At 67.0% G+C, this 21,578-nt stretch carries 19 protein-coding genes; 15 read left to right on the top strand and 4 right to left on the bottom strand.

The window, feature by feature from the left end:
• The first annotated feature begins 46 nt into the window (after window positions 1-46).
• The 15 genes from arc (at window position 47) to AC1DEY_RS11760 (ending at window position 18,104) form a co-directional block, all read left to right on the top strand.
• Complete coding sequence (arc, locus tag AC1DEY_RS11830) at window positions 47-1,858, top strand: proteasome ATPase (protein ID WP_476868092.1); 1,812 nt, start codon at window positions 47-49, stop codon at window positions 1,856-1,858.
• A gap of 56 nt (window positions 1,859-1,914) precedes the next feature.
• Complete coding sequence (gene dop / locus AC1DEY_RS11825; protein WP_476868130.1) at window positions 1,915-3,525, top strand: depupylase/deamidase Dop; 1,611 nt, start codon at window positions 1,915-1,917, stop codon at window positions 3,523-3,525.
• Between the two features lie 90 nt (window positions 3,526-3,615).
• A complete protein-coding gene (locus AC1DEY_RS11820) occupies window positions 3,616-3,819 on the top strand; it encodes a ubiquitin-like protein Pup (RefSeq protein WP_026266331.1) in 204 nt (67 codons plus the stop codon).
• Between the two features lie 170 nt (window positions 3,820-3,989).
• Window positions 3,990-4,748, top strand: coding sequence for a proteasome subunit beta (gene prcB, locus AC1DEY_RS11815; RefSeq protein WP_476868129.1), 759 nt, complete (start codon window positions 3,990-3,992; stop codon window positions 4,746-4,748).
• A gap of 1 nt (window position 4,749) precedes the next feature.
• Window positions 4,750-5,457 (top strand): proteasome subunit alpha, encoded by a 708-nt coding sequence (prcA, locus tag AC1DEY_RS11810; RefSeq protein ID WP_441408658.1) that lies wholly within the window; start codon window positions 4,750-4,752, stop codon window positions 5,455-5,457.
• A gap of 1 nt (window position 5,458) precedes the next feature.
• Entirely contained in the window at window positions 5,459-6,823 is a 1,365-nt protein-coding gene (pafA, locus tag AC1DEY_RS11805; protein ID WP_476868091.1) for a Pup--protein ligase, read from the top strand.
• 111 nt (window positions 6,824-6,934) lie between these two features.
• Window positions 6,935-7,870 (top strand): FKBP-type peptidyl-prolyl cis-trans isomerase, encoded by a 936-nt coding sequence (locus AC1DEY_RS11800; RefSeq protein WP_441408660.1) that lies wholly within the window; start codon window positions 6,935-6,937, stop codon window positions 7,868-7,870.
• A gap of 40 nt (window positions 7,871-7,910) precedes the next feature.
• Window positions 7,911-8,306: an FKBP-type peptidyl-prolyl cis-trans isomerase gene (locus AC1DEY_RS11795; RefSeq protein WP_476868090.1), complete on the top strand. Its 396-nt coding sequence runs from the start codon at window positions 7,911-7,913 to the stop codon at window positions 8,304-8,306.
• Between the two features lie 155 nt (window positions 8,307-8,461).
• Complete coding sequence (locus AC1DEY_RS11790) at window positions 8,462-10,528, top strand: helix-turn-helix transcriptional regulator (RefSeq protein WP_476868089.1); 2,067 nt, start codon at window positions 8,462-8,464, stop codon at window positions 10,526-10,528.
• Between the two features lie 5 nt (window positions 10,529-10,533).
• Window positions 10,534-10,917, top strand: a complete 384-nt coding sequence (locus tag AC1DEY_RS11785) for a hypothetical protein (RefSeq protein WP_476868088.1) — start codon at window positions 10,534-10,536, stop codon at window positions 10,915-10,917.
• A 35-nt stretch (window positions 10,918-10,952) separates the two neighbouring features.
• Complete coding sequence (gene tatA, locus AC1DEY_RS11780; RefSeq protein WP_390202465.1) at window positions 10,953-11,222, top strand: Sec-independent protein translocase subunit TatA; 270 nt, start codon at window positions 10,953-10,955, stop codon at window positions 11,220-11,222.
• A 48-nt stretch (window positions 11,223-11,270) separates the two neighbouring features.
• Window positions 11,271-12,065 (top strand): twin-arginine translocase subunit TatC, encoded by a 795-nt coding sequence (tatC, locus tag AC1DEY_RS11775; RefSeq protein WP_476868128.1) that lies wholly within the window; start codon window positions 11,271-11,273, stop codon window positions 12,063-12,065.
• A gap of 24 nt (window positions 12,066-12,089) precedes the next feature.
• A complete protein-coding gene (locus tag AC1DEY_RS11770; protein ID WP_476868087.1) occupies window positions 12,090-15,029 on the top strand; it encodes a DEAD/DEAH box helicase in 2,940 nt (979 codons plus the stop codon).
• A 139-nt stretch (window positions 15,030-15,168) separates the two neighbouring features.
• Window positions 15,169-16,857 (top strand): amidohydrolase, encoded by a 1,689-nt coding sequence (locus tag AC1DEY_RS11765; RefSeq protein WP_476868086.1) that lies wholly within the window; start codon window positions 15,169-15,171, stop codon window positions 16,855-16,857.
• Window positions 16,858-17,366: 509 nt separating this feature from the next.
• Entirely contained in the window at window positions 17,367-18,104 is a 738-nt protein-coding gene (locus AC1DEY_RS11760) for a polyprenol monophosphomannose synthase (RefSeq protein WP_441408666.1), read from the top strand.
• Window positions 18,105-18,248: 144 nt separating this feature from the next.
• Here the strand turns inward: AC1DEY_RS11760 and AC1DEY_RS11755 are convergent, their stop codons facing one another.
• The 4 genes from AC1DEY_RS11755 to AC1DEY_RS11740 all read right to left on the bottom strand — a co-directional run bounded on the left by AC1DEY_RS11755 (window position 18,249) and on the right by AC1DEY_RS11740 (window position 21,564).
• Window positions 18,249-18,596 (bottom strand): RNA polymerase-binding protein RbpA, encoded by a 348-nt coding sequence (locus AC1DEY_RS11755; RefSeq protein WP_208748926.1) that lies wholly within the window; start codon window positions 18,594-18,596, stop codon window positions 18,249-18,251.
• A gap of 366 nt (window positions 18,597-18,962) precedes the next feature.
• Window positions 18,963-19,919 carry an SPFH domain-containing protein gene (locus AC1DEY_RS11750; RefSeq protein WP_476868085.1) on the bottom strand — a complete coding sequence of 319 codons (957 nt, stop codon included), beginning with the start codon at window positions 19,917-19,919 and terminating at the stop codon, window positions 18,963-18,965.
• Window positions 19,920-20,010: 91 nt separating this feature from the next.
• A complete protein-coding gene (locus AC1DEY_RS11745) occupies window positions 20,011-20,472 on the bottom strand; it encodes an NfeD family protein (RefSeq protein ID WP_441408668.1) in 462 nt (153 codons plus the stop codon).
• Between the two features lie 210 nt (window positions 20,473-20,682).
• Window positions 20,683-21,564 carry a methyltransferase domain-containing protein gene (locus AC1DEY_RS11740; protein ID WP_476868084.1) on the bottom strand — a complete coding sequence of 294 codons (882 nt, stop codon included), beginning with the start codon at window positions 21,562-21,564 and terminating at the stop codon, window positions 20,683-20,685.
• Window positions 21,565-21,578: the final 14 nt, after the last annotated feature.

The raw sequence follows: 21,578 nt of genomic DNA, 5'->3' as shown, positions 1-21,578 counted from the left end.
TTAGGACTATGGTCTTAACAGAAGAGCAGGAAGGGGCTGATACACGATGGAGACTCCGAACACTGACCCGGGCCGCACACCGGCTGAGGACGCAGCGGATGCCACCGCACGCTCGGATGCGGCTCGGGCCGCATCCGGCGAGGGCGAGCGGTACCCCGCCAGTGAACTGTCCGTCGCAGAACGGCAGGTCAATATCCTCAGGGATAAGCTCCGCCACATTGACCGCCAGCTTGCTGCCGCGACGCAGAACAATTCCAAGCTCGTCAGCATGCTGGAAACGGCCAAAGCCGAAATCCTGCGGCTCAAGAACGCCCTCGACCAGGAGGGACAGCCGCCGTACAGCTTCGGCACCATCCTTCAGCTGAACCCCAAGCGGCTGCCGACCGCCGGGAACAGCGGCCAGGCGGCCACCGAAGAATCCGTGGACATCTTCAACGCCGGCCGCAAAATGCGTGTGGGGATCAGCCCGCTGGTCAACCTCAACCAGCTGGCCGTGGGGCAGGAAGTCCTGCTCAATGAGGCCCTCATGGTGGTCGCCGGGCTCGGCTACGAGCGCGCCGGGGACCTCGTCACGCTCAAGGAAATGCTCGGGCCGGACCGCGCCCTGGTGGTCGGCCGCGCCGACGAGGAGCGGGTGATCCGGCTCTCCGGTGCCCTGCTCGCCCAGCGGCTGCGGGTCGGTGACGCGCTCTCGATCGATTCACGCACCGGCTACGCACTGGAAAAAATCCCGCGCTCCGAGGTGGAGAACCTCGTTCTCGAAGAAGTTCCGGACATCACGTACCAGGACATCGGCGGCCTGGGCCCGCAGATCGAACAGATCCGCGACGCCGTCGAACTGCCGTTCCTGCACCCTGACCTGTACCGCGAGCACGGTCTGAAAGCGCCCAAGGGCATCCTGCTGTACGGCCCGCCGGGCTGCGGCAAGACCCTGATCGCCAAGGCCGTGGCCAACTCGCTGGCCGCGCGGGCCGCCGAGCGCGCCGGCAAGACGGACATGAAGAGCTATTTCCTGAACATCAAGGGACCCGAGCTGCTGGACAAGTACGTCGGCGAGACGGAACGGCACATCCGCCTGATCTTCGCGCGGGCCCGGGAAAAGGCCTCGGAGGGCAGCCCGGTGGTGGTGTTCTTCGACGAAATGGATTCCCTGTTCCGCACCCGCGGCACCGGCATTTCCTCCGACGTCGAAACGACCATTGTCCCGCAGCTGCTCAGCGAGATCGACGGCGTCGAACGGCTGGACAACGTGATCGTGATCGGCGCGTCCAACCGGGAGGACATGATCGATCCGGCCATCCTGCGGCCGGGCCGCCTGGACGTCAAGGTGAAGATCCAGCGTCCCGACGCTGAGGCCGCCGCGGACATCTTCAACAAGTACATCACCACGGACCTGCCCTTCCACGAGTCCGACCTCGCCGAGCACAGCGGCGACGTCCAGGCGACCGTGGACGCTATGGTCCAGCGGACCGTCGAGGCGATGTACTCCACCGAGAAGTCCAACGAATACCTCGAGGTGACCTACGCCAACGGCGACACCGAGATGCTCTACTTCAAGGACTTCAATTCCGGCGCCGTCGTGCAGAACGTCGTGGACCGGGCCAAGAAGTACGCCATCAAGGACCTGCTGACCATCGGGCAGAAGGGCCTGCGGATCGACCACCTGCTCCGGGCGGTCGTGGACGAGTTCCGTGAACACGAGGACATGCCCAACACCACCAACCCGGATGACTGGGCACGGATCTCCGGCAAGAAGGGCGAGCGCATCACCTACATCCGCACCATCGTGCAGGGCAAGGCCGGCCAGGAGCCCGGGAAGTCCATCGAGACGATGCCCAGCACAGGGCAGTACCTGTGACGGCTGTTGTCCCCGGCAAACCGGCCGACTCGGGCGGGCTGCCGGTCGGCGGTGCGATGCGGGTGATGGGTTCAGAGACCGAATACGGCATCCACGCGCCCTCGGCCCCGGGAGCCAACGCCACCATGATGTCCGCCCGGGTCATCCAGGCGTACGCCCAGGTGACGCGGCAGCGCGCCGCCGGCGGCGCCGAAACACGGTGGGACTACACCGACGAGGAACCGCTGCACGACGCCCGCGGCTGGACCCTGGAGCGCAGCAGCGCTGACCCGGAACAGCTCACGGACCAGCCTCCCGTCCTCGACGCCGAGGCGATCGCCCTCGCCTACGGACGGCAGGAATTGGAGGCCGACGGCGAGGACGAATCCGGCACGCTGCTCATGAACATGGTGCTGGGCAACGGCGCACGGTTGTACGTCGACCACGCCCACCCGGAGTACTCCAGCCCCGAGGTGACCAACCCGCGCGCCGCCGTGACGTGGGACGCCGCCGGCGACCTCGTGGCGTTGGCCGCCGTCCGCCGCCTGGCCGCCGATTCCGAACTGCCGCCGGTCAACCTGTACAAAAACAACACGGACAACAAATCGGTCTCCTACGGCTCGCACGAGAACTACCTCATGCCCCGCTCGGTGCCGTTCGGCGAGATCGTCCGCGGCCTCACGCCGTTCTTCGTCACCCGGCAGATCATTTGCGGTGCCGGGCGGGTGGGCCTGGGCCAGGACAGCGCCCGGGCCGGCTACCAGATCAGCCAGCGCGCGGACTTCTTCGAAACCGAGGTGGGCCTGGAGACCACCATCCGCCGGCCCATCATCAACACCAGGGATGAACCCCACGCCACCGCGGACAAATACCGCCGGCTCCACGTCATCATCGGCGACGCCAACCTCAGCCAGGCATCCAACTTCCTCAAGTTCGGCACCACCGCCATGGTCCTGAGCCTGATTGAGGCCGGGCTGGCGCCGCGGATCGAAGTCCACGAGCCCGTCGCCGCCCTCCAGGCCATCAGCCACGACACCTCGCTGACCACGCTGCTGCGCCTGGGCGACGGCCGACGGATCACGGCCCTGGACCTGCAGTGGATCTACTTCGAGGCCGCCTCGAAACACGCGCAGGACACCGGCGTCGCGGACGCCGTGGACGGTGACGGGCACACCCATGAAGTGCTGGAACGGTGGTCCGCCACATTGAGCGAGCTCGGCGGTGACCGGGCCGCGGCCGCGTCCTCGGTGGAGTGGCTCGCGAAGCTGTCCTTGCTGGAGGGCTACCGCCAGCGTGACGGCTTGGACTGGGACAGTGCCAGGCTGGGCCTGGTGGACCTGCAGTGGGCCGATATCCGCCCCGAAAAGGGGCTCTACTACCGCCTGCTGGCCCGCGACCGGATGCAGCGAATCGTCGACGACGCCGCGATCGCCCGCGCGGTGACGGAACCGCCGTCGGACACCCGGGCGTACTTCCGCGGACGCTGCGTCAGCCGGTTCGGCGCGGACCTCGCGGGAGCCAGCTGGGACTCGGTGATCTTCGACGTCCCCGGCCGGGGCAGGCTCCAGCGGGTCCCCACCCGCGAGCCGCTGCGCGGAACCGAAGCCCTCACCGGCGGCCTGTTTGCCCGGCACCGGGAGGCCGGGACGTTCCTGGCCGAACTGCTGGGACTCAGCCCCGGTTCCTAGGAATAAAGGCCCCCGCCGGCGCCCCCGGCGTGGCACTATTGCTACAGGATGTCCCTTAGGAGAAAAGGGACGGACATGAAGGAGAAAACAATGGCAGGCCAGGAGCAGCAGCAGCCGCAGTCGCGGGACACCGAGGTTGACGAGGACGTCCCCGCCGCGCCGCCGGCCCCCGCGGACGCCCAGGCGTCGGCAGCCACCCAGGGCGTGGACGATCTCCTCGATGAGATCGACGGCGTGCTGGAGTCCAATGCCGAGGAGTTCGTCCGCGCCTTCGTCCAAAAGGGCGGCCAGTAGGAGCGCCGCCGGCCGCCGGATGAGGGCGGCGGGAGGGGCTAAGGGCCGGAAGAGTCGTTGATCCACCACGTTGAGGGAGAGCGYTAGTGCAGGAAACAACAGCCAACCGAGTAGCAGCCAACGCGACGTCCTCATTCACCGAGCATCTGCAGCGCGAACGGCCTGACTTAATGCCCTTTGGCCAAATGCYGTWCARCCAGCTGCCGGCCACCGGGCATRCCGCCCAGCCGGCGGCTGSGCTGCAGGYCCCGCACGGCACGACGATCGTGGCGATGACTTATGCCGGGGGAGTGCTGATGGCCGGCGACCGCCGCGCGACGATGGGCAACGTGATCGCGAGCCGGCACATCGAAAAGGTCTTTCCCGCGGACCAGTACTCCGTGCTGGGCATCGCCGGAACAGCCGGAATCGCCCTCGACATCACCCGGCTGTTCCAGGTGGAACTCGAGCACTACGAGAAGATCGAGGGCACGCTGCTCAGCCTGGACGGCAAGGCAAACCGGCTCGGCGCCATGGTGCGCGGCAACCTGCCCATGGCCATGCARGGCCTCGCKGTCGTCCCSTTGTTCGCCGGATTCGACCGGCCCGCGGGCTTTGGCAGGCTCTTCTCCTAYGACGTGACGGGCGGCCGCTACGAGGAGCAGGAGCACCACGCCGTGGGCTCCGGCTCGATGTTCGCCCGCGGCGCGCTGAAGAAACTCTGGCGCCCCGGCCTTTCGGAACAGGACGCCGTGGCGGTCGCCGTCGAGGCCCTGTACGACGCCGCCGACGACGACTCCGCCACGGGCGGGCCCGATCCGGTCCGGCAACTATGGCCGGTGGTGTACATCGTGAACCGATCAGGCGCCTTCCGCGTCCCGGAGCGKGATCTCGCCGCCGTCGCCGGCCGCATCATCGAATCCCGGGCCGTCGCCCAGCGGGAGGCCTGAAATGACCCAGCAGTTCTATGTATCGCCCGAACAGCTGATGAAGGACCGTGCGGATTTCGCACGGAAGGGCATCGCCCGCGGACGCTCGGTGGTCGTCATCAGCTGCAGGGACGGGATTGCCCTCGTGGCCGAGAACCCGTCTCCGTCGCTGCACAAGATCGGCGAGATCTACGACAAGATCGCGTTCGCCGCCGTCGGCAAGTACAACGAGTTCGAAAGCCTSCGCCAGGCCGGGGTGCGCTAYGCCGAYGTCCGCGGCTACTCCTACGACCGGGAGGACGTCACGGCCCGCGGCCTCGCGAGCGTATACGCGCAGAGCCTCGGCGCKGTGTTTACGGCCGAACAGAAACCCTTCGAGGTGGAACTGGCCGTGGCCGAGGTCGCCCAGACYCAGGAGGCGGATCACCTGTACCGGCTGACCTTTGACGGYTCCATCGCCGATGAACAGGGCTTCATTGTGATGGGCGGCCAGGCGGACAAGGTTTCCGAAGCAGTCGCGGCGGGCTGGCAGGGCGAACTGGACTTCGCGGGCGCCATCCGGCTGGCCCTCGCCGGACTCGTGGCGGACAAGGAAACAACCACGCTGCCGGCGTCCGCGCTGGAAGTCGCGGTACTGGACCGGGCCTCGGAGAGCGGACGCGGCACCCGGCGGGCATTCCGCCGGCTCGAGGACCCGGACATCGTGGCATTGCTGGCTGAGGAGAAGTGAGATGGACAAGCGCATATTCGGCATCGAAACCGAATTCGGAATTTCCTATTCAAGTCCGGAGTCCCGGCCGCTCGCGCCCGARGAAGTAGCCCGCTACCTCTTCCGCAAGGTGGTCAGCTGGGGACGGTCCTCCAACGTGTTCCTGACCAACGGTTCGCGCCTCTACCTGGACGTCGGGTCCCACCCGGAGTACGCCACTGCCGAGTGCGACGACCTCGCCCAGCTGATCGCGCATGACCGTGCCGGCGAACTGATCCTCTGCGACCTCGTGGACGAAGCCCAGGAGCGGCTGGCGGCCGAGGGGTTCAACGGCACCGTCTACCTGTTCAAGAACAACACGGACTCGGCCGGGAACTCCTACGGYAGCCACGAAAACTACCTCATCCCGCGCCGCGGCGAATTTTCCCGGCTCGCGGAGATCCTGATCCCGTTCCTCGTGACCCGGCAGCTGATCGCCGGGGCCGGCAAGATCCTGAAGACCCCGCACGGGGCCACCTTCGCCTTCTCCCAGCGGGCCGACCACATCTGGGAGGGCGTCTCCTCCGCCACCACCCGTTCCCGGCCCATCATCAACACCCGGGACGAGCCGCACGCCGACGCCGAGTTCTACCGCCGCCTGCACGTGATCGTGGGCGACTCCAACATGTCCGAATCAACGGCCCTGCTCAAGGTCGGYACGGTGGACCTGATCCTGCGGATGATCGAGGCCGGGGTGATCATGCGCGACATGCGCATGGAGAACCCGATCCGGAGCATCCGGGAAATCTCCCACGACCTMAGCGGCCGGGCACTGGTCCGGCTCGCCAACGGCCGGCAGCTCACCGCCCTGGAAATCCAGCGCGAGTACCTGGGCAAGGTCRYGGCGTTCGTGGCCGAGCACGGCGCRCACAACGCACACGTGCCGCTGATCCTGGACCTTTGGGAGCGGACGCTGGACGCCATCGAAAGCGGCGACACGAGCACCATCGACACAGAAGTGGACTGGGCGATCAAGAAGAAGCTCATGGACAACTACCGGGAACGGYACGGGCTGGGGCTGGACGCGCCCCGGATCGCGCAGCTGGACCTGACGTACCATGACATTTCCCGCGGCCGCGGACTGTTCTACCTGCTCCAGGCGCGCGGGGCCGTCCGCAGGATWGTGGAYGACACGGCRGTCAAGGATGCKGTGGATGCCCCGCCGCAGACCACCCGGGCCAAACTCCGCGGCGACTTCGTCCGGCGTGCCCAGGAGCTCGGCCGCGACTACACGGTGGACTGGGTCCATTTGAAGCTGAACGACCGCGCCCACCAGACCATCCTGTGCAAGGATCCGTTCCGGAGCGTCGATGACCGGGTGGATGCGCTGCTGGACTCGATGGGCTGATACTCAGCTTCGCACGTTATTCTGAGGTAGGGCCGCCTGGCGGCCGCCGCTTTCTTTGCCGCGGGAAACCGAACGGCACTGAGTCCACCCTGCCTCGACGAAAGTTTCCAAGTGCGCCGACTACTAGCAATTCTTCTTCCCGGACTGCTGCTGCTGACCGCCTGCGGCGGCGGCGAAGCGCCCCCGGCTCCGGAACCCACCAGCCAGTCCGCGGGTGAGACCGCGAAGCTGGACTCGGTCAAATTGACGGAGAACGGTGACAAGAAGGCCCCCGGTGTCGAATTCACCAAACCGCTCGATGTCAAGGAACCCACCGTCAAGGTGGTCACCGAAGGCAGCGGCGACCGGGTCAAGGCCAACCAGATCGCCAACATCTCGATCGTCGCCTTCAACGGCAAGGACGGCAGCACCCTCGAAGACACGTTCCCGAACGATCCCGAGCCGCTGGAGCTGAACGACGAGCTCAAGAGCAGCAGCCCCGTGATCTACAACGCGTTCGTAGGCGCCAAGATTGGCTCCCACCTTGCCCTGGCCGTCCCCGGCCAGGCCGCAGCCGAGGGTACCGAGGCCAAGCCGACCCAGCTCCTGATCGTCAAGGTGCTCTCCGCCAAGGACGCTCCGCCGGTCCTGGACAAGCCTGAAGGCGACGCCGTCACCCCGCCGGCCGGGCTGCCGACCGTCAAGGAAAACGACAAGGGCATTCCGGARATCTCCGTGGCSGGCGTCAAGGCTCCCACCGCGCTSGTCTCGCAGGACCTCATCAAGGGCAAGGGCCAGGCCCTCAAGGAGACCGACACCATCACCGTGAACTACGTCGGCGTCGCCCTCGCCACCGGCAAGGTCTTCGATTCCAGCTTCGACAGTGGCAAGAAAGCCACCTTCCCGCTGACCGGCGTCATCAAGGGCTGGACCCAGGGCCTGACCGGCAAGACGGTCGGCTCCCGCGTCCTTTTGGTGGTCCCGAAGGACCTCGCCTACGGTGATCAGGGCCAAGGCGACGCCAAGGGCGACCTCGTCTTCGTCGTCGACATCCTCGGCGTCAAGTAATCCACCGCATCCACAACACGTCACCCCCAAAGGAGCACCCATGTCATTTGGACAGCGCAACCTCGACCGCGAAAAGCCCGAAATTGACTTCCCCGAAGGAGACGTCCCCACCGAACTGGTCATCACCGACCTGATCGAAGGGGACGGCGCCGAGGCCAAGCCCGGAGACACCGTTTCCACCCACTACGTGGGCGTTGCCTGGTCCACCGGYGAAGAATTCGACGCCTCCTGGGGCCGCGGCGCGCCGCTGGACTTCCGGGTCGGCGTCGGCCAGGTCATCCAAGGCTGGGACCAGGGCCTGCTGGGCATGAAGGTCGGCGGCCRCCGCCGCCTGGAGATCCCGTCTGAGCTCGCCTACGGCTCCCGTGGCGCCGGCGGAGCAATCGGCCCCAACGAGGCCCTGATCTTCGTCGTGGACCTCGTCGCCGTCCGCTAAGCACGGACGCCAGCTACGCGGGATAAACCCGTCGYCTGATTCAGCCCGCTGAATCAGGCGCACACGGCGCAAAGCGCGGTAACAATCGGAAAAGTTCTTCCGGCTGTTACCGCGCTTTCGTCATTTTCCGGGACGGGCTTTAGTACCCTTGCGAGGTGTCCGCCTCACGTACAGAACGCCTCCTGAACCTGCTCATCGCCCTGCTCAATACCAAGTACGGCCTGCGCCGCAGCGAGCTGCGYGAAAAGGTCTACCACGACACGACGAGCACGGACGTGGCCTTCGGSCGSATGTTCGARCGGGACAARGGCGAGYTGCGCCAGTTCGGGTTCGACGTCGAAACCGTCACGGACACGGGCTGGGGCTCCGACGACCCGGCGACCACCCGCTACCGGATCGGCAARGAATCGAACCGGCTGCCCGACGTCAGCCTCACGCCCGAGGAATGCACCGTCCTCATCCTCGCAGCGCAGCTCTGGGAGCACGCCGCCCTCGGCTCCGCCGCCGTGGACGCGGTCCGCAAACTGCAGGCCGCCGGCGGCCTGCCCGACGCCGAACTTCCCACCGGAGTCCAGCCGCGCATCCGCCCCGCAGGCCAGGCCTTCGAAGACCTGGTCGCCGCGATGCACGCCCAGCACCCGGTCAGGTTCAGCTAYCTCGCYGGCAGCACGGGCGAGGAGCAGGAACGACTGGTGGAGCCCTGGGGCCTGGGCAGCCGCTTCGGCCAGTGGTACCTCGTGGGCCACGACCGGGACCGGTCGGACAAACGGTTCTTCCGGCTGTCCCGMCTGACGTCCGCCGTGACRGTTCTGGACAAGGAGAGCTTCACGCCGCCTCCCGCCGGCTTCAACGTCCGCGCCGAACTGGCCGCTCTGGCCGAATTGCCCGTGCAGACCGCCGTCGTCGACGTCGAGSAAGGACGGCTCCTGGGACTSCGCAAACGCGCCCTGCCGGTCACGGACCCGGCACAGGAMCCCGGGGAGCCCGGATCCGRGGGAMACCGGCYCGGAGGACTCCGATCCGGGGGAYGGCGGCGCGCGGCCGGCACGGACCGRCTCRCGGTGACCTTCCGCGACGCCGAGACCCTCGGCGAGGAGCTGGCYTCCTACGGTCCCCGGGTCACCGTGATTTCGCCGCCCGACGTTGCCRCMGCCGTCCACCGCCGCCTCAGCGCCGCCGCCGCGTTCGTTGCCCGGCCGGCGCCCGAGGTGGCGTTCCCGGARGCCGGGCGCGCCGGCCGGCCCCGCAAGCGGACCTCCGAGGATCAGCTCAAGCGGATGCTGCAGCTGGTGCCCTTYCTGGTCCACAACCAGGGACTGCACATCAGCGAGGTGGCCGCCCGGTTTGGGATCACCCGCAAGGCGCTCGAGGACGACCTGCGGATCCTGATCTGCTCGGGCCTGCCGGAAGGCTACCCCGACGATCTGCTGGACATTCAGTGGGACGATGACCACGTGTTCATCACCCAGGACCTGGACCTGACCCGCCCCGTCCGGTTCACGGTGGACGAGGCCTGCGCCCTCCTGACCGGCCTGGAGACCCTCAACGGCTTGCCCGAGATCGCCGAAGGCGGCGCGCTGGAATCCGTGACGCTCAAGCTCATGGCCGCGGCGGGGGAGGAGGGGCTCAARGCGGCCGCGCTCTCCGGGCCCGAGGTGGCCCCGGGCAACACCGAGACGCTCGAAACCGCCCGCGCGGCCATCGAGTCCGGCGCGCAGCTGCACCTGARGTATTTCTCGCCGCAGCGCGACGCCGTGTCCGAACGCGAYGTGGACCCCTTGCGGCTGTATTCGCTGGACAACACGTGGTACCTCGAGGCGTACTGCCACTCMGCCAACGGCCTGCGCAACTTCCGGCTGGACCGGATCGAAGCCATGGCGCCCAACGGCCGGCCCGTGGCAGCCACGGCAAAGCCGGCGGACAGCTTCCCGGTGAAACTKTTCACCCCGAACGACGACGACACGGTGGTGGTCGTGGAGCTTGCGCCCCGTGGCACCGGACTCGCCGACGACTATTACGCCGAGCGGACCGCGGCCCTGCCCGGCGGCGGCCTCCTCGCCGAAATCCGGTTCGGCAGCACCGACTGGCTGCCGATGTTCGTGGCCCAGCACGGCGGGATGGTGCGGATCCTGCAGCCGGGSGCCGTCGCAGAGGCGTCCCGGGAGTGGCTCGCCGCGGCCCTGACGCAATACGAAGACTCCTCCGATCGCCCGATAGACTGATCCGCATGCCTTGGTGGTCCTGGATCGTGATTTGGATAGCGCTCGTCGCGCTTTCGCTGCTGTTCTTCGGCGTGCTCGGCYTGCGGCTGTACCGGCAGGCCACGACGACGCTTGAAGAACTGASTGAAGCCGCGGAMCGCTTTTCCCAGGTGCCCTCATTTGCGGACCCCGGATCGGGGCACACAGCGGCCGACGCCGACGCACCGGGCGGCGCGGACGCAGCCCCCCGGCCCGAACCCGGGAGCGCCGTTTTTGCCTCGCCYGCCCGGATGCGTCATGATTACCACGCRTCCAAGTTCWCCCGGCAGAACGCCCGCCGGTTGCGCCGCATCCAGCGCAAGAAGGACCGCGGGCAACCCCAGGCACTGCGCGACATCGAAACGCGTTAGACATAGGATGTATTCAAACGAAAGGACCTCCCCACATGAGGCTTGAAGGCTGGCATCTCATCATCATCATCGTTCTGGCATTGGTGCTGTTCGCTGCGCCGAAGCTGCCGGGCATGGCCCGCAGCCTGGGCCAGTCGATGCGCATTTTCAAGTCGGAAGTCCGTGAAATGAAGAARGACGGCTCCTCCGACGCCAAGGATGGCTCCGAGCCGGTCGAAGGCCGGGTCATCAACCACCCGCAGGCCGGCGCTCCGGAAAGCCGCACGGGCGACGGAACCGACGTTCCGCCGTCGACCCGCGCCTAAGACCGCATGGCAGTAACCATGAGCCGTCGATCGAACCCCGAGGGGAGGATGGCGCTCCTCGACCACCTGAAAGAGCTGCGCAACCGGCTCTTCAAGGCGGCAATCGCCGTCGTCCTCGGGACAGTGGTGGGTTTCTTTGTCTACCAGCCGATGCTGTCGGCGCTGATCAAGCCCATCCGCGACCTGAACACGCACGAGGGCCGCCAGGCCACCCTGAACTTTGACGGCGTCGCGAGCTCCTTCGACCTGATGATCCAGGTGTCCGTGTTCCTTGGCCTGATCATCGCCAGCCCGGTGTGGCTCTACCAGCTGTGGGCCTTCATTGTGCCCGGGCTGCACAAGAAGGAACGGCGCCTTGCCTTGTCCTTCGTGGCAGCTGCCGTGCCGCTGTTCCTCGGCGGYGTCCTGCTGGCCTGGCTCGTGCTGCCCAACGCCGTGCGCGTCCTGACCGACTTCACCCCGTCGGGCGGCTCCAACTTCATCAGCGCCCAGGTGTACCTGTCCTTCGTCCTGCGGCTGCTGCTGGCCTTCGGCATCGCTTTCCTCCTCCCGGTGGTCCTGTTCGGGCTGAACCTGGCCGGCCTGATCAAGGGCCAGCAGCTTCTCAAGAGCTGGCGGATCACGGTGTTCCTGGTGTGCCTGTTCGCCGCGATGGCCGCSCCCGGCGCCGACGCCATGAGCATGTTCTACCTGGCCGGCCCCATGCTGGCGCTGTTCTTCGCCGCGATCGGGCTCTGCCTGCTCAACGACCGCCGGCGCGAACGGCGTGCCGTCAAGCGCGACGCCGAGACSGAAGCCACGGCCGACCACGCCACCCCCRGCTCCGAGCTGGAGAATCTCTAGCCTTTCGCGCATTAGGCTGGAAGCATGTCGTCACACCCCGGGCCGGAATCACCGTCCGAACGTTACCGCGCCAGCGTCGAGCGGGCCGCCGAAGCCAAGACCTATCTGGGCGGATTCATCCGGACGCTCGAATTCGAGCTCGATGACTTCCAGCGTGAAGCCTGCCTGTCCCTGCAGGCCGGGCGCGGCGTCCTGGTGGCCGCCCCTACCGGGGCAGGGAAAACGATCGTGGGGGAGTTCGCCATCTATCTGGCACTCCAGCGCGGGCTCAAGGCGTTCTACACCACACCCATCAAGGCGCTGAGCAACCAGAAATACTCCGAGCTGGCCGCCAAGTACGGCGCCGCCCAGGTGGGCCTGCTCACCGGCGATACCAGCATCAACGGCGACGCCCCGGTGGTGGTCATGACCACCGAGGTACTCCGCAACATGCTCTACGCGGATTCGGACACCCTTGATGACCTCGGCTTCGTGGTCATGGACGAGGTCCACTACCTCGCCGACAGATTCCGCGGCGCGGTGTGGGAGGAAGTCATCATCCACCTTCCCAGCGAGGTCCAGGTGGCCTCGCTGAGCGCSACGGTGTCCAACGCCGAGGAGTTCGGTGCGTGGCTGGACACCGTCCGCGGGCAGACCGACGTGATYGTCTCCGAACACCGCCCGGTGCCCCTGTGGCAGCACGTCATGGTGGGCCGGAAGATCGTGGACCTGTTTGCCGGCGACACCAGCTTTGACGAAATYGCCCCCGCCGGCGAGGTMGAAGGAAGYGAGGCCGGCGCCGCCCAGGMGWCGGCGACCACGGCGTCGCTGAYCGCCTCAACGMAGCCCGCCGTCACTGCGGAGTTGCCCGGCCGGGCCGGGTTCGAGGTCAACCCGGAACTGCTGTCCATGGCACGGGCCGAGAGCCAGATGAATTTCCGTGGCCGCTTCGGCCACGGCGGCCGCAGCCAGCGCCGGAATCAGCGCAGCCAGCGCGACGAACCCCAAAGTGCCCAGCGCAGCCCGGTGCGGAAGGCCAGCCGGCCGCAGGTCATCGCCAGCCTGGACCGGCAGGACCTCCTGCCGGCCATCACSTTCATCTTCTCCCGGGCCGGCTGCGATGCCGCCGTTGCCCAGTGCGTCGCGGCCGGACTGTGGCTGACCACCGAGSMGGAACAACTKCTCATCGCCCAGCGCGTCGACGAAGCCGCCCAGGACATCCCCTCTGACGACCTCGACGTCCTCGGCTTCTGGAGCTGGCGGGACGGCCTGATGCGCGGMCTCGCGGCGCATCACGCCGGCATGCTGCCCACGTTCAAGGAAGTCGTGGAAAAGCTGTTYGTCGACGGACTGGTCAAGGCCGTCTTCGCCACCGARACSCTCGCCTTGGGCGTGAACATGCCGGCCCGCTGCGTCGTGCTGGAAAAGCTGGACAAGTTCAACGGCGAGGCGCACGTCAACATCACGGCGGGGGAGTACACCCAGCTGACGGGCCGCGCCGGMCGCCGCGGAATCGACGTCGAGGGCCACGCCGTCGTCCTGTGGCARCCGGGCACGGATCCGGCYGCCGTCGCGGGCCTCGCCTCAMGACGGACCTACCCGCTGAACTCCAGCTTCCGGCCCACATACAACATGTCGATCAACCTCCTGGCGCARTTCGGCCGRCCYCGWGCGCGGGAGATCCTCGAATCCTCCTTTGCCCAGTTCCAGGCGGACCGTTCCGTGGTTGGGCTGGCCCGTCAGGTCCGGAGCCGGGARGAATCGATCGCCGGATTCAGCAAGGCRATGACCTGCCATCTGGGCGACTTCACCGAATACGCGCGGCTGCGGCGGGCGCTAGGCGACGCCGAGACGACCGCCTCCCGGAGCACCTCCCGGGCCAGGAAGTCCCTCACCGAGGACTCCCTGAGCCGGCTGCTTCCAGGGGACGTGGTGGACGTCCCCGCCGGCAAATCACCAGGCCTCGCGGTGGTGCTCAGTTCCGACCACGAGTCCCGGGAACCSCGCCCCGCCGTGATGACCCTGGACAACCAGCTGCGCCGGATCGGCCTGCACGACGTGGAGGGTCCGTTGTCGCCGATCACGCGGATCAGGATTCCCAAGTCGTTTAACGCCAAAGTGCCCAAATCACGGCGTGACCTGGCGTCCTCGGTGCGCAACGCCATCCGCGAGCACCGGCCGCCCGCGCCCCCGCGCCGCGACGACGACTTCGGCCGGGCCTCCGCCGCGCCCAACCAGGAGAAGCGGATCGCCGAGCTGCGCCGGGAGCTCCGCGCCCACCCGTGCCACGGCTGCAGCGAACGCGAGGACCATGCCCGGTGGTCCGAGCGCTGGTGGAAACTGCGCCAGGAAACGGACGGGCTGATCCGTCAGATCCAGGGCCGGACCAACACCATCGCCAAGACGTTCGACCGCGTGTGCGGCGTCCTGACCGGCTACGGCTACCTGGAGACCTCGGACACCGGTGCGCTCTCCATCAGTGCAGACGGGCAACGGCTGCGCCGGATCTACGGCGAAAAGGACCTGCTGATTTCGCAGTCCCTGCGAATGGGTGCGTTCAACGACCTCGACGCCGCCGAAATCGCCGCGCTGGCCAGCGTGCTGGTCTACCAGGCCAAACGGGAGGACCGTGGGCTTCGGCCCAAGATGCCCAGCGTGTCGCTGGAATCCGCGGTGGATACCGTGGTGCACGAATGGTCTGCCCTGGAGGACGTCGAGGAGGCCAACAAGCTGCCGCTCACCGGCGAGCCCGAGCTTGGCCTCGTCTGGCCGATCTTCAAATGGGCCAAGGGCCGGCACCTCCAGGACGTGCTCAGCGGCACCGACCTGGCGGCGGGAGACTTTGTCCGCTGGGTCAAACAGGTCATTGACCTGCTGGACCAGCTCGCCGACATCCCGAACCTAGACCCCCGGATTGTCCGGCTCTGCTCGGAGGCCATCAAACTGATCAAACGCGGCGTCGTCGCCTATTCCTCCGTGGCCTAGGGCCGCAGCAGTGGGGCCGCGCCCGGGGCCTCGACTGCGTTTTGTGAGCTTTCCGTGTTTTTTGCGCCTTATTGAGTTTGCCGAATTTTCGATCGCGCCGGCGTTGGGCCGGCCACCAGCTACAAGGAGTGCCCGCCCCATGACCGATTCGCCGGCCGCCGCCCGCAACGTCACGCTGTACCGCAATGGCTCCGTCTACACAGCGGCCGATCCCTTTGCCACCGCCATGCTGGTCGACGGCGACACCGTGGCCTGGGTCGGGTCCGAGCAGGCTGCGTCCTCCATCGCGGACTCCAGCATGGAGATCATCGATCTGCAGGGCGCGCTCCTGGCACCGGGTTTCGTCGATTCCCACGCCCACCTGACGGAAACAGGAATCGCGCTGGACGGGCTCCAGCTGGCGGGCGTGCGCTCGGCCGCCGAACTGCTCGATGCTGTTGCGGCTTCCAGCGCCTCCGCCTCCGCCTCCGTATCCGGTACCGTCCTGGGCCACGGCTGGGACGAAACCACGTGGGCCGATCCCACCCTGCCCTCCCGGGAGGAAATCGAACGCGCGGCCGGCGGCCGCCAGGTCTATCTGTCGCGCGTGGATGTCCACTCGGCCCTCGTGTCCAGCTCTCTGGCGGCGGCTGCGAGGCTGGACGGCCTCGACGGCGACGGCGGCGGCGGCCAGGTCAAGCGCGGGGCGCACACCGCCGCCCGCCTGGCGGCCCGCCAACTCCCGACGGCCGCCCTGCGCGCCTACCAGCAGCAGGCCCTCACAGAGGCGGCCGCCAACGGGTACGTTGCCCTCGCCGAAATGGCCGCCCCGCACATCGGGAGCATCGAGGACTTGCAGGTCGCCTCGGCCTGGAACACCACCCCCGGCGGGGAGAACCATGCAGACAACGCGGCCGGCATGGCGGTGCCGGAGATCCTGCCGTACTGGGGCGAGCTCGCCACATCCGAGGAACATGCCCGCTCCATCCTGGACGGACTGGGTATCGCGGTCCTGGGCCTGGCCGGCGACCTCAACATCGACGGCTCCATCGGCTCACGAACCGCGTCCCTCCGCGCGGACTACGCCGACGCCCCCGGAGAGCGTGGCAGCCAGTACCTCTCCGTCGCCGACGCAGCGGCCCACCTTGCGGCGTGCTCGCTCCTGGGGATCCAGGCAGGCTTCCACGTGATCGGCGACGCCGGCCTGGACGCGGCCCTGGACGCCCTCGACCTGGCTGCCGCCGAGGTAGGTGAGCAGCGCGTCCGCGCCGCAGGGCACCGTTTCGAGCACGTCGAACTCGCCGACCCTGCGGCCATCAGCCGGCTCGCACGCTATTCGATTACCGTCAGCGCCCAGCCGGTCTTCGACGCACTGTGGGGCGGTGAGAACAGCCTGTACCAGCAGCGCCTGGGTTCCCGGCAGCTGGGAATGAACCCCTTTGCAAGCTTCTACTCAGCCGGTGTGCCGATCTGCTTCGGCAGCGACAGCCCGGTGACGCCGCTGCGGCCGTGGTCCAGTGTGAGGGCCTGCCTGCAGCACACCAACCCTGCGGAGCAGATCTCCGCCCGGGCAGCGTTCCTTGGCCACACCCGCGCCGGCTGGCGGGCTGCCCGCTACCCCAACCCGATGGCCGGACAACTGGTGCCGGGGGCTCCGGCCAGCTTCGCGGTCTGGGAAGTCGAGGAACTCATGGTCCAGGTCTCCGACGGAAGGGTGCAGTCCTGGAGCACCGACCCGCGCGCCCGGACGCCGCTCCTGCCTGCGCTGGACACCGGAAGCGACCCTGTCTGCCTCCTGACCGTACGAGACGGCCAGCGGCTCTACGCCAGTGGCACCCTCGGCGCCTGAGCCGTTCTCCTAAACTGGGCACCCGAAGCGGGCGGCCGCCGTCGGGCCCCTGTTACTAAAGCCCGTCATCAAGGCCCGTCATCAAGCCTGCGGAGCCGAAACATTCCCCCGCGCCGCTCTGCCCTGAACTGGAACGACGGACATAAGGGCAGGTCACGACTCGGTTGACAGATCGGGCCGCCCCCGTAGCATTGAGGGGCAACGGCGGCTTGCGTATGGCGTAGGCTCCGGCAGTCCCCGGTCCATTCCAGGTTGCCGCACCCGCGGGAACTTATACTGGTCATGACCACGGGCACCCCCAGGGGGCGGGTCTACTTCGCAGCAGAAAACGGTTCCGGCGCCGCAATTTTCAGGCCTGACGGAACTGGCCCGAAGCGGGTGGACCTGCCCGGGCGATGATGCGGGCCTGTCATGCGCGCACAACTCCCTATAATGGGAAGTTGCGCCTGAATTTCCCGAACGATCGTCTTTCGGCGCACCGACCGCTCCCTTCAAGGAAAGGCCTCGCTGTGCGTGTCCTCACCATCATCCCCACCTATAACGAGCTGGAATCGTTGCCCAAGACCCTCGGTCGCCTGCGCACAGCCGTGCCCGCGTCCGACGTGCTGGTTGTCGACGACAACAGCCCCGACGGCACGGGGCAGCTGGCAGACCGCATGGCCGCCGAAGACGGCCAGGTCCACGTCCTGCACCGCGCTGGAAAGGCCGGGCTCGGAGCCGCGTACATCGCGGGCTTTAAGTGGGGCCTGGACGCCGGCTACGACATCCTCGTGGAGATGGACGCCGACGGCTCGCACCAGCCCGAACAGCTGCCCCAGCTGATTGAGGCCGTGGAGCAAGGCGCAGACCTCGCCATGGGGTCGCGCTGGGTGCCCGGCGGCAGTGTGGTCAACTGGCCCATCTACCGGCAGGCCATCAGCCGGGTCGGCAGCACCTATGCCCGGATCATGCTGGGCGTGAAAATCAAGGACGTGACCGGTGGTTTCCGCGCGTTCCGCCGGACCACTCTGGAGAAGCTAAACCTGGATGCGGTGGACTCGGTGGGCTACGGCTTCCAGGTGGACCTGGCCTGGCGCGTGGCCAAGCTCGGGCTGACGATCGTGGAGCGCCCCATCACCTTCGTCGAGCGCGAACTCGGCGCTTCGAAGATGAGCGGCAACATAGTGGTCGAAGCCATGATCAACGTCACCAAATGGGGACTGACCGCCCGCTGGAACAAGCTGCGCGGCAAGCAGGACGGCAAGTAGGACCACCGGCAGCGCGGACGGCTCCCGTCCCGCAAGGCACCTAAGGCGCGCAAAGCACGCAAGGCAATTGCCACAGAAAAGGGCCGGGCCCGCATCAATCAACTGWTGCGGGCCCGGCCCTTCCCGTAGCGTGTGTGCCGGGCTCTAGGCTGAGCGGCGTTCGCCGCGGCGTTCGCGCAGGATCGTGAGGCGGTCTTCGAGGATCTGCTCAAGCTCGGGAAGCGTGCGGCGCTCCAGCAGCATGTCCCAGTGCGTGCGCACTGCCTTTTCGTTGCTGTTTACGGGGCGTTCGCCGTCCACCAGCAAGGCTTCCTTGCCCGTCTTAGAAACCCAGACCGGGGGGATTTCGGCTTCCGAGGAGAACGTCACGAACACCTGCTCGCCGTCCTCGCAACGGTATTCAACCCGCTGGCGCGGAGCCGGTTCGACGCCGGATTCGGTCTCCATGCTCTGTGCGCCAAGGCGCATACCCCGCAGGCTGCGATCGCTCATCTTTTCTCCCTCTATTCGGTTCGCAGGGTCAAGCCCTGCGTTGTCCGGGGACCGTCGGGCGCCGGACTTCTGGTTGCACAGCGCTGTACCGTGCCTGGCCCGTGTGGCCCGGCCAAATGACAGTCACCAGTGAACAAAACTGTTTGGAACGTCATTGGAATCAACGCTGTGCGGAGCGTATTTGTTCCGGACGACTGAACGGACCGGACAAATATTCAAGTATACGGGAGTGGTGTGGGTGAGGTAAAGCGAGTACCCATGCAGCGCGAACTGCGTAGGCTGTACCCGGCCAATCAGGCCTTAAGCTGATTGGCCCCCGCAACCGCGCCGGAAAGGCGGGGCTGCGGGGGCCGACAGGTGCGGGGGCTAGGACCGGCTTACTTGGCCATCAGCCGCGGCGGGCGCTGGCTGCGGAGCAGCCTCCGGCGTCGACGGCTCCTGCGCCTGGGCCGGGACGCCGCCCAAGACGCTGCCTATCCCCTTGAGTGCCTCGCCGATCTCGCTCGGAACAATCCACAGCTTGTTCGAGCTGCCTTCGGCGATCTTCGGGAGGGTCTGCAGGTACTGGTAAGCCAGCAGTTTCTGGTCCGGGTTGCCCTTGTGGATCGCGTCGAAGACCTTCTGGATGGCCTGCGCCTCGCCGTCTGCCCTCAGGATTGCKGCTTTGGCGTCGCCTTCGGCTTTCAGGATGGAGGACTGGCGCTGGCCTTCGGCGGTGAGGATTGCAGACTGCTTGGTTCCTTCCGCGGTCAGGATAGCGGCGCGGCGGTCACGCTCGGCCCGCATCTGCTTCTCCATCGAATCCTGGATCGAGTGGGGCGGATCGATCGCCTTGAGCTCCACCCGGGAGACGCGGATGCCCCASCGTCCGGTCGCYTCGTCCAGGACTCCGCGGAGCTGGCCGTTGATCTGGTCGCGGGACGTCAACGCTTCCTCGAGGTTGAGTCCGCCGACCACGTTGCGCAGGGTGGTGGTGGTGAGCTGCTCCACGGCCTGGATGTAGTTGGCGATCTCGTAGGTCGCGGCCCGGGCGTCAGTGACCTGGAAATAGACCACGGTGTCGATCGAAACAACCAGGTTGTCCTCGGTGATGACGGGCTGCGGCGGGAAAGAAACCACTTGCTCACGCAAGTCCAGCAATGGCAGCAGGCGGTCCACAAACGGAATCAGCAGGGTAAGGCCGGGATTCAGGGTGCGTTGGTATTTGCCCAGCCGTTCAACGACGCCGGCCCGGGCCTGTGGAATGATCCGGACCGACCGGACCAGCACAATAATTACGAACACAATTAGTACCAGCAGCACAATCGCGACTGCGATATTCATACTTCACCTATTCCCCAGTTGTTTGATTTTGGTCCCGCGCCTTGCAGATCCGCGGCCTGCTGCCTGCAGGTGACCGCAGAACTGGCGTCCCCTATTGGATGGCCGATTCCGGCTGCGGCGCCACGATGGCAGTGGCACCGTCGATGGCGCTGACCACCGCCTGTTGGCCGGGTGCCAGGACTCCTGATTCGGACCGCGCGCTCCAAACGTCCCCGCCAATTTTGACGAGCCCGCCGCTTTCGCTCACCGCCTCCATGACGACGGCGGATTCGCCGATGAGTCGCTCAATGTTCGTGCGTTGATCTGCAGGGCCTCGATGGAGGTGTTTAAGTGCCACCGGCCGGACAAAGCCGATCATCAGCAGGGATGCCACGCAGAAGGCAATAATTTGAAGCCACAGATCGGCCCCCGCGAAGTCCGCTACTAATCCGGCGAGAGCGCCGCCGCCGAGCATGATGAAAAACAGGTCCAGGGTGAGCATCTCGACCACGGCAAACAGGAGAAACAGGGCGAGCCACAGCGCCCACCAATTCTCGACCAGCCATACAGACATCAATTCCCCCTTGAGTTCCGGGAGCTGAAGGCACAGCCCCCCAGTACTGTATTTCCATCCTATGCGGAAGGCAGAGGGCTGGGACCGGCAGGCGGAAATTCATGGCCAAAGTGGCCAAGTCGTTATTTCCCGGGGCAATTTCTCCGTCCGGAGTCCCCGCCCTGGTGGGCTAGGGGCGGCCTGAACCGCTCCGCGGCACCCCGGGAGTGTTCACGCGACGGGTTCAAAAACGCTGATCCGGAAGCGTGCCGAGACGGCGGTCCGCTCCGGAAGGCCGGCCTCGAGGGCACCGAGCGCGGCACGGTCCAGGTGATGGCCTGCGGGCCCCATGAACGCAAGGTTGGCTACATCACGCGGGCTCAGGGACAACGGCAGGTCCAGATCCCGGGATTCGACGGGCGCGAAGTGCTGGCCCAGGGACGCCACGAGACGCTCGTCCTTGCCCGGCTCGATCCCCAGCATCCCGGCCTGCCCGGCAATCTCGGCCAGATGGCCGGGCCGCGGCGTGACCACCACCAGCCGGCCGCCGGGTCGGAGCACCCGGGAGAACTCGGGCGCGTTGCGCGGCGCAAAGACCACCATGACGACGTCGACGGCGTTATCCGCGACGGGCAGCGGCTGCCAGACATCCGCGACCAAATTCACGGCTTCCGCGTTCATCCGTGCGGCGCGGCGCAGTGCGAACTTCGAAATGTCCAAGCCGATTGCCGCGGCCAAGTCACCGTCCTGCCGATCCACTGCCGTCAGATCGAGCAGGGCCCTGAGGTAGTGGCCGGTTCCCGTTCCGGCGTCCAGCACCACCGGGGGGCGGGACGTCGCCTCCATGACGGCGGGCGCGGCCATCCGTGCGACGGCTTCGGCCAGGGGCCGATAGTGCCCGGCGGAGAGGAAATCGAATCGAGCGGCCACCATGTCGGCTGAATCTGCTTCAAACACGGTTCCCTTGCCGACCAGGAAGTTGAAGTAGCCCTGCTTGGCGGCATCAAAACTGTGGCCGCCCTCGCACACGAGCGTGCGGGCCGCGCCCCCGCCGGGCCGGAGAACGTTCCGGCAAACCGGGCACAGGAGGGGGAATTCGAGGGCGGGAGGCATAGCTTCATCCTAAG

It is taken from the genome of Arthrobacter sp. 05T47 (genome assembly GCF_056395825.1).
The sequence above is the reverse complement of the archived record's forward strand: the minus strand, read 5'-3'. Positions and strand labels throughout refer to the sequence as shown.

Bases quoted from the DNA above. Each gene is read 5' to 3' on its own strand.
- AC1DEY_RS11755 (WP_208748926.1), bottom strand. From the start codon at position 18,596: ATGAGCGATCGCAGCCTGCGGGGTATGCGCCTTGGCGCACAGAGCATG.
- AC1DEY_RS11765 (WP_476868086.1), top strand. From the start codon at position 15,169: ATGACCGATTCGCCGGCCGCCGCCCGCAACGTCACGCTGTACCGCAAT.
- AC1DEY_RS11745 (WP_441408668.1), bottom strand. From the start codon at position 20,472: ATGTCTGTATGGCTGGTCGAGAATTGGTGGGCGCTGTGGCTCGCCCTG.
- AC1DEY_RS11820 (WP_026266331.1), top strand. From the start codon at position 3,616: ATGGCAGGCCAGGAGCAGCAGCAGCCGCAGTCGCGGGACACCGAGGTT.
- dop (WP_476868130.1), top strand. From the start codon at position 1,915: ATGCGGGTGATGGGTTCAGAGACCGAATACGGCATCCACGCGCCCTCG.
- AC1DEY_RS11740 (WP_476868084.1), bottom strand. From the start codon at position 21,564: ATGCCTCCCGCCCTCGAATTCCCCCTCCTGTGCCCGGTTTGCCGGAAC.
- arc (WP_476868092.1), top strand. From the start codon at position 47: ATGGAGACTCCGAACACTGACCCGGGCCGCACACCGGCTGAGGACGCA.